Annotated in this window: 6 protein-coding genes; all 6 read left to right on the top strand. The window is 71.9% G+C overall.

Annotated features, from left to right (window positions below):
* Positions 1–148: 148 nt before the first annotated feature.
* The 6 genes from BJ982_RS00565 to BJ982_RS00540 are packed head-to-tail and all read left to right on the top strand — an operon-like array spanning position 149 to position 11,470.
* Complete coding sequence (locus BJ982_RS00565; RefSeq protein WP_203959113.1) at positions 149–1,552, top strand: class I adenylate-forming enzyme family protein; 1,404 nt, start codon at positions 149–151, stop codon at positions 1,550–1,552.
* A complete protein-coding gene (locus tag BJ982_RS00560) occupies positions 1,549–3,045 on the top strand; it encodes a condensation domain-containing protein (RefSeq protein ID WP_184875513.1) in 1,497 nt (498 codons plus the stop codon). The genes BJ982_RS00565 and BJ982_RS00560 overlap by 4 nt, the downstream gene beginning before the upstream one ends.
* On the top strand, positions 3,042–3,983 hold the full coding sequence (locus BJ982_RS00555) for a thiamine pyrophosphate-dependent dehydrogenase E1 component subunit alpha (protein ID WP_184875511.1): 942 nt from the start codon (positions 3,042–3,044) through the stop codon (positions 3,981–3,983). The genes BJ982_RS00560 and BJ982_RS00555 overlap by 4 nt, the downstream gene beginning before the upstream one ends.
* Positions 3,980–4,963 (top strand): alpha-ketoacid dehydrogenase subunit beta, encoded by a 984-nt coding sequence (locus tag BJ982_RS00550; RefSeq protein WP_184875509.1) that lies wholly within the window; start codon positions 3,980–3,982, stop codon positions 4,961–4,963. Before BJ982_RS00555 ends, BJ982_RS00550 begins: the two co-directional genes overlap by 4 nt.
* Positions 4,956–6,062: a 2-oxo acid dehydrogenase subunit E2 gene (locus BJ982_RS00545; RefSeq protein ID WP_184875507.1), complete on the top strand. Its 1,107-nt coding sequence runs from the start codon at positions 4,956–4,958 to the stop codon at positions 6,060–6,062. The genes BJ982_RS00550 and BJ982_RS00545 overlap by 8 nt, the downstream gene beginning before the upstream one ends.
* The gene (locus tag BJ982_RS00540; RefSeq protein ID WP_184875504.1) at positions 6,062–11,470 is read left to right on the top strand and encodes a non-ribosomal peptide synthetase/MFS transporter; all 5,409 of its coding nucleotides are present in this window, start codon (positions 6,062–6,064) and stop codon (positions 11,468–11,470) included. Before BJ982_RS00545 ends, BJ982_RS00540 begins: the two co-directional genes overlap by 1 nt.
* Positions 11,471–11,792: the final 322 nt, after the last annotated feature.

The following is an 11,792-nucleotide window of genomic DNA, read 5'->3' as shown; positions in this document are numbered from 1 at the left end:
CCGCCGCGGAGTTTAAAAAGGAAACTTTCCTATTAGAGGTCTAGGACGACCACGCGTACCCGCATGGCTGTGTGGCCTCTGATCTGGGGATTCGCGTCCTGTTACGCACACCGGGTGCGCGTCCTGGCGACTTTCCGGGGAGCCGATCATGAGCATGACTCTTCTTCCCGGCCTGCTTCGAGAGCGGGCCGCCGCCGACCCCGGCCAGGTGGCGATGACCGTCCACGGTTCAGGCTCGCTGACCTTCGGCGAGTGGGAGCGCAGGTCCCGCGGCGTGGCCCGCGCGCTGCGCGGCCGCGGGATCGGGCGCGGCGACCGGGTGGGCCTCGTGTTCGGCAACGGCGACTGGCTGGACTACGCGGTCGCGTTCTTCGGCGTGATCAGGGCGGGGGCGGTCGCCGTACCGCTCTCCGACCGCCTGTCCGGCGTGGACGTCCACGAGATGCTCGCGCACTGCGGCGCCACGGCGGTGCTGCGGCCGGGCGAGCTGCCGTACGCCGAGGACGGCGAGGATCTCGAACCGGTGGCGCCCGGCGACCCGGCGCAGATCCTCTACACGTCCGGCACCACCGGCCGGCCCAAGGGGGTCGCCGCCACCCACGCGAACCTGGCCTACGGCTGCGGGGGCCGCCGTAGGCCGTTCGCCCATTCCCGGCACCTCGCGCACGCCTTCCCCGTCGGCACCAACGCCGGCCAGTGGATGCTGGTCAACGCCGTGGACGCGCACCCCGAGGTGGTCACGCTGCCGCGTTTCACGCCCGGCAGGTTCGCCGCGCTGATCGAGCACTACCGGGCGGGCACGGTCTTCGTGGTCCCCGCCATGGCGATCGAGATGCTCGCCGCCGGGGTGCAGACCAGGCACGACCTGTCGAGCGTGCTGCTGCTCGGCTCGGCGGCGGCGCCGCTGCCGGCGCGGGTCGCGGGCGATCTCAGCGCCGCCTTCCCCAACGCGACGATCACGAACTACTACACCTCGACCGAGGCCGCGCCCGCGCAGACCGTGATGATCTTCGATCCCGAGCGGCCGTCCAGCGTGGGCCGCCCGGTCTCCGGCGGGGCCGTCAGGATCGCCGCGGCGGACGGCGGGGCGCTGCCGCCCGGCACGACCGGCGAGGTGTGGATGCGGTCGCCGGCCGTCACCCGCGCCTACTACGGCGACGAGGCCGCCACCGGCGAGGTCTTCCGAAGAGGCTGGGTGCGCATGGGAGATCTCGGCTACCTGGACGGCGACGGCTACCTCTACCTGGTCGACCGCGAGAGCGACGTGATCAAGTCCGGGGCCTACAAGGTGTCGACGATCCATGTCGAGGAGGCCGTCCACCGGCACCCCGGCGTCGTCGAGGCGGCCGCTTTCGGGGTGCCGCACCCCACGCTCGGCAAGGCCGTCGCGGTCGCCGTCGTCGGGACCGTCCCGCACGAAGAGCTGCGGATCTTTCTGAAGGACCTGCTCGCCCCGCACGAGCTTCCCTTACGGCTCATCACCCTCGACGCTCTGCCGCGCAACCACGGCGGCAAGGTCGACAAGCGCTCACTCCGAGAGGTCGCATCATGACGGAGGTCTCGTTCGCCCAGCATGGGATGTGGGTCACCGAGCGGATGGGAGCGGGGACGGCCTACCACATGCCGATCGTGATCCGCTTCGACGGCTCGCACGCCCCCGATCCGGCCGTGCTGGCCGAGGCGTGCGCACGCGTGGTGGAGCGGCATCCGCTGCTGGGCCGAGCCGTGCGGGAGCACGACGGCGTGCCGCACCTGGTGCCCGCCACCCGGCCCCCGTCCATGGAGACGGGGGAGTCGGTGGAGGAGGCCGTCAGACGGCCCTTCGACCTGGAGAACGGCCCGCTCGTCCGCTTCACGCTCGTCGGCGACACCCTCGTCATCGTCGCCCACCACCTGGTCTTCGACGGCGGGTCCAAGGACATCCTGGTCGCCGACCTCGCCGCTTTCGCGGCCGGTGCCGTGCCGCCGCCGCTCGGACCCGTCGACCACGCCGCCGGCCAGCGGGAGCGGGTGGCCGCCTCGCTCGGCGCGGCTCGCGCGTTCTGGGCGGACAGGTGGCGCGAACCTGGCGAGACCGTCGTACCGGGCGGAGCGCTCCGCTCCCGCGGAGGCGGACCGGGGCGGCTGCTGGAGTTCGCGCTCGACGTCCCCGACCTACCGGGTCTGACGAGGTTCGAGGTGCTGCTGGCGGCGCTGCACGCGCTCCTCATGGCGTACGGCAACGCCGACGTCGTCACCGCGATCGACCTGTCGACCCGCACCGCCGAGGCGGAGGGACACATCGGCCCCTTCGTCACCGAACTGCCCGTCTTCTCCAGCCCGCCGCCCGACGCGCCGTTCGCGACGTTCGCCGCCGGGCTGCGCGCCGAGCTCAGGAGCCTCTACACCTATCGCGAGGTCCCCCTGGCCAGGGCGGTCGCCGGGGTGAGACCGCACGCGGCGCTCGCCCCCGTCTCGGTCAGCTACCGGCGCGGTCCGGGCCAGGATGGGCAGAAGAGTCCGGCGGAAGGGTTCGGCCAGGTCGACTGGCTGGCGTTCAACCACGCGGTGCGGGGTGCCCTGCAGCTTCAGGTCCTCGACCAGGCCGGCCGTTCCACCGGCACGGCCGCGCCGGGAATGACCGCCAGCCTCCGGTACGACCCCGCCGAGCTGACCGATCCGTCCGGGTTCGCCGACGACCTCCGGGCGGTGCTGGCGGCGATCGCCCAGGATCCCGCCCGGCCTCTGGAGACGCTGCTGCCCCGGGTGGTCGCCCCGCCCGTCCCCTCCGCCGTACCGGAGCCCGCCGTACCGGAGGCGGAGGACACCGGCGCCGGCGTGGATCTCGACGATCCGCTGGCGGCCGAGATCCGCGCCATCTGGGAGGAGGTGCTCAAGCTCGCTCCCATCGAGCCGCACGACGACATCTTCGACCTCGGAGGCCACTCGCTGACCATCACGCAGATCATCGCGCGCATGCACAAGCGGCTGGGCGTGGAGGTCGAGCTGGACGACTTCTTCGACAACCCGACGATCGCCGGCGTGCTCCAGGTGATCCGCCGATGACGCGGCCGGCCACGGCCGTGCAGGGCGAGACGTCCGATCCGGCGGCCTCCTCGCCGCAGGACGCCGATCTCTCGCTCATGCTGATGATCCGGGCGTTCGAGCTGAAGCTGCTCGACCTGTACGGCCGGGGTCTGCTCAACGGCACGACCCACACCTGTCTCGGGCAGGAGTACGTCCCGGTCGCCGTGGAGGCGCTGCTCGACCGGCGTGACCACGTGTTCAGCAACCATCGCGGGCACGGCCACTATCTGGCGCGCTTCCGCGACCCCGCCGGACTGCTCGCGGAGATCATGGGCAGGGAGGGGGCCGTCTGCGCGGGGGTCGGCGGCAGCCAGCACATCCGCAGGGACCGCTTCCTGTCCACGGGAGTGCAGGGGGAGAGCCTGCCGGTCGCCGCGGGGGTCGCGCTGCACCTCAAGCGGGCCGAGCCCGGCCGCCTCGCCTGCGTCTACGTCGGGGACGGCACGTTCGGCGAGGGCGCGGTCTACGAGGCGTTCAACATCGCGGCACTGTGGGGCCTGCCGCTGCTCGTCGTCGTCGAGAACAACGGCATCGCCCAGTCGACGCCCACGTCCCGGCACCTGGCGGGGAGCATCGCGGGCCGGGCGGCGGCGTTCGGCATCGACCACCGCCTGGTCGAGACCTCCGACGTCACCGAGATCCGCCGGACGCTCGAACCCCTGGTGTCGCGGGTCCGTTCCCGCGCGACGCCTCTCGTCGTCGAGTTCGTCACCCGGCGCCTCGGACCGCACAGCAAGGGCGACGACACCCGGCCGGCCCGTGCCGTCCAGGATCTGCGCGAGCAGGACTGGTACGCGCGGTGCGCGGCGGCGTTCCCCGGCCGTTTCCCGCGGCTCGACGCGGAGGCTCGCGCGCACATCGACGCGGTCGCTGCGGAGGTCATGGCGCGGGCTCCGTCACAGTGGGAGGGGTCGTGAGGGTCGCGGAGAACCTGAACGCGGCGCTGGCCGCCCTGCTCGCCCGGGAGCCGAACCTCTACGTGCTGGGAGAGGACGTCGTCGATCCGTACGGCGGCGCCTTCAAGATCACCCGGGGACTGTCCACGGACTTCCCCGACCGCGTCCTGTCGACCCCGATCAGCGAGAACGCCATCACCGGCGTCGCCGCGGGTCTCGCGCTGTCGGGAGACCTGGCGATCGTCGAGATCATGTTCGGCGACTTCGCCGCGCTCGCCTTCGACCAGTTGTTCAACTTCGCGTCGAAGTCGGTCTCCATGTACGGCTCCCGCCTGCCGATGCGCATGGTCGTACGCTGCCCGGTCGGCGGCGGGCGCGGTTACGGGCCGACCCACAGCCAGAGCCCGCAGAAGCACTTCGTCGGCATCCCCGGGCTGGCCCTCTACGAGCTGTCGCCGTTCCACGACAACCTGGCCGTGTTCGAGGAGATGTTCGCCCGGGAGGAACCGTGCGTGTTCTTCGAGGACAAGGTGCTCTACACGCGTCAGATGGGCGCCGTGGAGCCGCCGTTCTCCGTGGAGACCTCCGGCGGCGTGGCCCGGGTGTCCCTCGACGGCCCCCCCGACTGCGTGATCATCGCCCCCGGCGGGGTGGCGCATCGGGCGCTGGCCGCGATGCGCTCGCTGCTGGTCGAGGAGGAGATCACCTGCACGCTGCTGGTGCCGTCCAGGCTGTACCCGTTCGACCAGCCCGATGTCTTCGACGTGGACGTCCGCGCGGCACGCCGGGTGTTCGTCGTCGAGGAGAGCACCGCCGGGGGGACGTGGGGCGCCGAGGTGGCCCACCTCCTCCATCGACGGCACTGGGGGCGCCTGGCCCTGCCGGTCACGTTGATCCACTCCCTCGGCGGGGTCATCCCCACCGCGGCTCATCTGGAGCGGGCGGCCCTCGTGAACGAGTCCACGATCCACAGCACGATCAGGGAGGCCCTCCGTGGCTGAGCTCCGCGTGCCGAAGCTGAACAACAACGACACCGAATACCTCCTCGTCGAGTGGCTCGCCGCCGACGGCGCGCGGGTCGCAGAGGACGACGCGGTCGTGCTGGTGGAGACGTCCAAGGCCGCCGAGGAGCTCACCGCGGGCGCCTCCGGCGTCCTGCGCCACAGGCTGCGGCCGGGACTCTGGTGCCACCCGGACGACGTGATCGCCTCGATCGAGCAGGCAGCGGAAGCTTCCGGCCCCGAGCCGGCGTCCCCGGTCACGGCGCAGCCGGACATGGCCGGCGACTCGGCGCCACTCGTCACCGCCCCCGCGCAGGCGCTCATCGACGAGCTCGGCATCGACCCCGAACGGGTCAGGGCGCTCGGCGTCCCCGTCGTCCGGCGGGCCGACGTCGAACGCCTGGCCGCCGCGCCTGCCGCCGCCGGCGCCACGCCGGACGCCGCCAGCGGCGAGACCCCCGCCGCCGGGCGTGCCGAGCACCCGATCTCGCGGGTGCAGCGGGCCGTGGCCAGGTCCGTCGAGCTGTCCCACCAGACCATCCCCGCCGCGTACGCCGTCGTGCGCATGGATCTCGGCCCGGCGATCGAACACGCGCGGGCCACGACGAGGGAGATCCGCCGCCCCGTGGGGTACGCGGAGGTGTTCGTCCAGGCCGTCGCGGGCCTGCACGAGCGATTCCCGCTGTTCTTCGCCACCGTCGACGGCACACGGGCGCTGCTGTCCGAGGCTCCGCACATCGGCGTCACCGTCGACGTCGGCGAAGGGCTGTACGTCCCCGTCGTCCACGACGCGGCGAACCGTACGACGAAGGACATCGCGACGACCCTGATGAAGCACCGGCTCGCCGCCGCCACCGGCGAGTTCAAGGAGAGCGACCTGTCCGGCGCCAACTTCGTCGTCACCCTGCACACCGAGCACGGGGTCGTCCTGGCGATCCCGTTCGTCTTCCCCGGCACCGTCTGCGCGCTCGCGGTCGCCGGGCCGCGTGACGGAACCCTCGCGGACATCGGACTGGCCTACGACCACCGCCTGATCAACGGCAGGGACGCCGCCCTCTTCCTGAACGCGCTCAAAGACGTCGTCGAAAGGCTCACCTGATGTCCGTGGCCGACCTGTCCGAGGCGAAGAAGGAACTGCTCAGACAACGGCTGCGGTCCAAGCAGGCCGGCCAGGCCGGCCAGGCGGATCGGGGGATCCCGCGCCGCCCCGAGGGCGCTGAACCGCCGCTCGCCCCCGCCCAGGAACCGCTCTGGTTCATGGAGCACTTCACCCCCGGCACCGCCACCTACACGATCGCCATGGCCGTACGGCTGCGCGGGCCGCTCGACGCCGGCCGCCTCAGGGAGGCGCTGGCCAGGTTGCCCGAGCGGCACGAGAGCCTGCGGCACCGGTTTCCGGTGACGGACGAGGGGCTGCCCGCCGTCCACGTCGCGGCCGAGGCGGACGTGCCGTTGCGCGAGGCGTCGGCCGCGACGGACGAGGAGACCGTCGCCCTGATCGACGCCGAGAGCGCGATCCCGTTCGACCTCGCGGAGGGGCCGCTGCTCAAGGCGCTGCTCGTGGCCAGGCTCGCGGACGAGGACGGCCCGGACGAGGAGGCCGGGGACGAGCACGTTCTCGCGCTGTTCGTGCACCACATCGTCGCCGACGGCCAATCGGCTCAGCTACTCGTGCGCGATCTGCTGGCCCTCTACCGCGGAGAGGATCCGGCCGCGCCCCCCGTACGCTACGGCGACGTCGCGCTGTGGCAGGGCGGGCGGCGGCTCGACCGGGAGTCGGCCTACTGGCAGCGGGAACTGGCCGCGCTGCCGAGGGCGGACCTGCCCGTGGACCGGCCCCGGCCGCCACGTCAGTGCTTCGACGGAACGTCGCACGTCCGCGAGCTCGCCCCCGATCTGGTCGAGCGGCTCACCGAGCTGGGCAGACGGCACGGCGCGACCAGGTTCATGACGATGCTGGCCGCGTTCCAGACGCTGATCGCGCGGTACTCGGGGCAGGACGACTTCGGGGTCGGGACCCCGGTGGCCGGGCGGACCCGGCCCGAGCTCGACGACGTGGTCGGCATGTTCGTCAACACGCTGGTGCTGCGCGCCCGGCTCGACGGCGACCCGAGCTTCGCCGAGTTGCTGGCCCGCACCAGGGACACCGTGATCGAGGCGCTGGACCACCAGGAGCTGCCGTTCAGCCGGCTGGTCGACGCGCTCGGCGTGCCGCGCGACCCGAGCAGGCAGCCGCTGGTCGACACCTTGTTCTCGATGCACGACTTCGCCAACCGAAGCGGCGACGGCGAGGTGTCGGACTTTCCCCTGCGCCCCGGCTCGGCCCGCCACGACCTGGAACTCTATCTCGTGCCCACCCCGGACGGTGGCCTGAGCTGCACGTTCACGTACAAGACCACGCTGTTCGACGCCGGCACGGTCGAGCGGATGGCCGCGCACCTGGAGGCGCTGGTGCGGGCGGCCGTCGCCGAGCCCGACGTGCCGGTCAGCGGGCTGCCGCTGCCGCTGGGGGACGACGCCGACCTGATCGCGTCCTGGAACGACACCTCCGCCGGCTTCCCGGCCCACGCCACCCTGCACGGCCTGGTCGAGGAGCAGGTCGCGCGCACCCCCGACGCGACCGCCGTGACGTTCCGGCGCGCGTCGGTGACATACCGGGAGCTCGACGAGCGGGCGAACCGGGTGGCGCACCGGCTGATCGAACGGGGTGTGGGCACGGGCTCGCTGGTCGCGGTCTGCGCGGAACGCTCGATCGAGCTCGTGACCGCCCTGCTCGGCGTGCTCAAGACGGGCGCGGCGTACGTGCCGCTGGACCCGGACTATCCGGCCGACCGGCTCGCGTTCATGTTGTCGGACTCGGGCGCGCCCGTCGTGCTGGCCCAGACGCATCTGGCCGATCGGCTGGGTGACGCCACGGTCCTCCTGCTGGACGGGCCCGCGGAGGCGGCGGACGTCCCCGTGACCTCCCCCGCGCCGGCGGGAGAGCCCGGCACGGCCGCGTACATGATCTACACCTCCGGTTCGACGGGCCGGCCGAAGGGGGTGCCCAACAGCCACCGCGGCATCGTCAACCGGCTCGACTGGATGCAGAAGCGGTACGGCCTCACCTCCGGCGACGTGGTGCTGCAGAAGACCCCGGCCGGCTTCGACGTGTCGGTGTGGGAGTTCTTCTGGCCGTTGACGACCGGGGCCAGGCTGGTGCTGGCCGAGCCGGGAGGCCACCGCGATCCGGCCTACCTGTGCGATCTGATCAACGCCGAGGGTGTGACCACCACGCACTTCGTGCCGTCGATGCTGGCGCTGTTCCTCGCGGAGCAGGACGCGGCCACCTGCACCTCATTGCGCCGCGTCATCTGCAGCGGTGAGGAGCTCCCGGTCGACCTGGCCGAACGCTGCCTGCGGACGATCCCGGCGGAGCTGCACAACCTGTACGGCCCGACCGAGGCCGCCATCGACGTGTCCTCCTGGGAGTGCACCCTCGACCGGCTCTCGGGACGCGTACGCGTGCCGATCGGCTCGCCCATCCAGAACATCACGCTGCACGTCCTTGACCGGCATCGCCGGCCGGTGCCCGTCGGGATGCCCGGCGAGCTGCACATCGGCGGGGTCGGCGTCGCGCTCGGCTACCACGACCGGCCGGAGCTGACCGCCGAGCGGTTCTTCGACGGCCTCTACAAGACCGGCGACGCCGCCCGCTGGCTACCCGACGGCACCATCGACTTCCTCGGCCGCCTCGACAACCAGGTCAAACTGCGCGGGCTGCGCATCGAGCTGGGCGAGATCGAGGCGGCGCTGCGCGAGAAGGCGGGCGCCCGCGAGGCCGTCGTCCTCGTGCGGGACGACCGGCTCGTCGCCTATCTGGTCGGCGTCCCGGAGGAAGCCGCGCAGCCGGCCGCGATGCGGGCGGCCGTACGCGACATCCTGCCCGAATACATGCTGCCGTCGCGGTTCGTCTTCCTGGAGGCCCTGCCGCTCACCCCGAACGGCAAGCTCGACCGTACGGCACTGCCCGCCCCGGCCGCCTCCGCCGGCGACACCGAGTACGCCGAGCCGACGACCGGCACCGAGACGGCGATCGCGGCCATCTGGGCGGAGGTCCTCGGAGCCGAACGGGTCGGCCTCGACGACGACTTCTTCGACCTCGGCGGCCACTCGCTGCTCGCCATCCAGATCGTCGCCAAGCTCCGCAAGGCGGACATCGGTCAGATCGGCCTGGTCGACGTGTTCTCCCACCGGACCGTGCGTGAGCTGGCCGCCTTCGCCGAGCGGCCGGTCCCGGAAGGTCCGCGCCCCCTGCTCCAGCGCCTCACCCCGGCGAAGCGGACCGCCCGCCTCACCTACGTCTGCGTGCCGTACGGCTCGGGCAGCGCCGTCGTCTACCAGCCCCTCGCCGACGCGCTGCCCGGCGACCAGGCGCTGTACGCCCTCGCCATCCCCGGCCACGACATCGGCCTGGACGAGGAGCCGATGGAGTTCGACGCCCTCGCGGCCCGCTGCGCCGAGGAGATCCTCGCGATCGAGGGCCCGATCGTGATCTACGGGCACTGCGGGGTGGGCGCGGCTCTCGCGGTCGAGCTGGCCCGGCGGGTCGAGGCGGCCGGCCGGGACGTCGAGGCCCTCTACATCGGGGCGATCTTCCCGTTCGCCCGGCCACGCGGAGTGCTGGGCAGGCTGTCGAGGCTCGTGGGCAACGATCGGCTGAGCCGCAGCCAGACCGACATCAACCGGCTCAAGGCGCGCGGGGTCGACCTGGACGAGCTCGACCCCGGCGTGGCCGACCGGATCATCCGGACGATGCGGCAGGATTCCAAGGCGGCCGAGAAGTTCTTCACCGACCTGTTCGACTCCCCGGACCGGCGGCGACTGAACGCTCCGATCATCTCGGTGGTCGGCGAGCGCGACCCGGCGACCGACTTCTACGAGGAGCGCTACCGGGAGTGGTCCTTCCTCTCCGACACGAACGCGCTGGTGGTGCTGGACGAGGGCGGCCACTACTTCCTGCGCTACCGGGCCGCCGAGCTGGCCGAGATCCTGCGGACCCACCGTTCGCTGGACCGGCCCCCGCCGCACGAGCCGGACGACACCTGGTGGGTCCACGGCGTGAGCACGCCGGGGACGCCCGACGCCGGCCCCGCCACCGACGCCGCCGCCGAGCCCGCCGTCAAGCCCGGCATGGCCCGGTTCCTCACCGTCGCCGCCGGCCAGCAGATCTCGATGATCGGGTCGGCCCTGACCGGATGGGCACTGCCGCTGACGATCCTCGTCGACTCCGGCTCCATCGCGCAGTTCTCCATCCTGGCCGTGCTCAACCTGGCCGGCCTGCTGATCTCGCCGCTGGCCGGGGCGATCGTCGACAGGGGCGACAGACGGCGGGTCATGCTCCTGGCCGACATCGCCTGCGCGGGCATCCAGGTCGTGCTCGCCTCCCTACTCCTCTTCGGCGAGCTCGGGCTCTGGCAGGTCTACCTGCTGATCGTCGCGTTGTCGATCGCGACGAACTTCCAGCGCCTGGCGTACACGTCCGCCATTCCGCAGCTCGTGCCCAAGCGCTACCTCGGGCACGCGATGGGCGTCACCCAGATGACCAACGGGGTCGCGCAGCTCGTCGTACCGCTGATCGCCGCCGGGCTGCTCGCCTGGATCGACCTGGGCGGGATCGTGATCATCGATGTGGCGAGTTACGCCTTCGCCATCGTCACCGTGCTGGCGGTCCGATTCCCGAACACGCTCCCGTGGCGGCCGCGCGAACCGCTGAGCACCGAGATCCGCAAGGGCTTCGCCTACACCTGGAACGAACGCGGCCTGCGGGCGATGCTCGTCTTCTTCGCGGTGCTGAACATCTTCCTCTCCCCGCTCCTGCTGCTCGTCTCCCCGCTCGTCCTGTCCTTCGCCACCCTCACCGAGGTGAGCGTGATCTCCGTGGTGACCGGCCTCGGCGTGATGCTGGGCGGCCTGACGATGGCCATCTGGGGCGGGCCCGCCAAGTGGCGCTTCCGCGGGGTGCTCGTGTCGACGCTGGCCATCGCCGCCGGCAGCGTGGTCACCGGCCTACGCCCCTCCCTGATCGTGATCGGCGTGGGCGCGTTCGCGCTGACGTACTTCCTGACCCTGATGAACGCGATGTACTCGACCATCGTCCAGATCAAGGTCCCCTACCGCTACCACGGCCGCGTCTTCGCCCTGAACACCCTTGTAGCCTGGTCCACCCTCCCGATCGGCATGGGACTCGTCGCCCCCCTGGGCGCCGCGTTGTTCGACCCCATGCTCGCCCCCGACGGAGCCCTCGCCTCGACGGCCGGCGCGTTGATCGGCGTCGGCCCCGGCCGCGGAATCGCCTTCCTCTACTTGGTGTGCGCGCTGGGCATGGCCGCCGTCGTAGCAGGCGCCCTGCGCATCCGCCGCCTCTCCCGCTTCGACGCCGACATGCCCGACGCCCTCCCAGACGACCTCGTCGGCATGGAAACCATCCAAAAGCGCCGCAAGACCAAGACCCCCGCAGCCACGTAGCCGCCCGCTGGCGGCACACGGCCGGTCAGGGGTTCACTTCCCCTCGTCGGACCCCCACCAGGCCCCTAGCGCTCTGCGCCGGGGGCCTTCCTGCTTCCAGTCGCCGACCGGAAATGGTCCTTCGCTCCGCTCAGGGCTGCCTTTCCCAGGGGCTCCGCCCCTTCAACCCCGAGGCGCACGACCGCAGTGCCCGAGAAGGCATGCGATCGCCGACTACTCCCTCGTCCGCTCTGTTCGGGGTCATCGCAAAGCGCTTTGGTGTCCTGAACAGGAAAACCCCTCGGCGTAGGGCGAGGGTCGGGTAGACGATCTCTAGTCCCCA

The sequence above is a fragment of the Sphaerisporangium siamense genome (genome assembly GCF_014205275.1).
GTDB classification, from domain to species: domain Bacteria; phylum Actinomycetota; class Actinomycetes; order Streptosporangiales; family Streptosporangiaceae; genus Sphaerisporangium; species Sphaerisporangium siamense.
Note: the sequence above shows the minus strand (reverse complement) of the source record. Positions and strands in the feature narration are given on the sequence as shown.

Excerpts from the sequence above, each read along its gene's own strand:
- BJ982_RS00555 (WP_184875511.1), top strand. The coding sequence starts at position 3,042 with ATGACGCGGCCGGCCACGGCCGTGCAGGGCGAGACGTCCGATCCGGCG.
- BJ982_RS00565 (WP_203959113.1), top strand. The coding sequence starts at position 149 with ATGAGCATGACTCTTCTTCCCGGCCTGCTTCGAGAGCGGGCCGCCGCC.
- BJ982_RS00560 (WP_184875513.1), top strand. The coding sequence starts at position 1,549 with ATGACGGAGGTCTCGTTCGCCCAGCATGGGATGTGGGTCACCGAGCGG.
- BJ982_RS00540 (WP_184875504.1), top strand. The coding sequence starts at position 6,062 with ATGTCCGTGGCCGACCTGTCCGAGGCGAAGAAGGAACTGCTCAGACAA.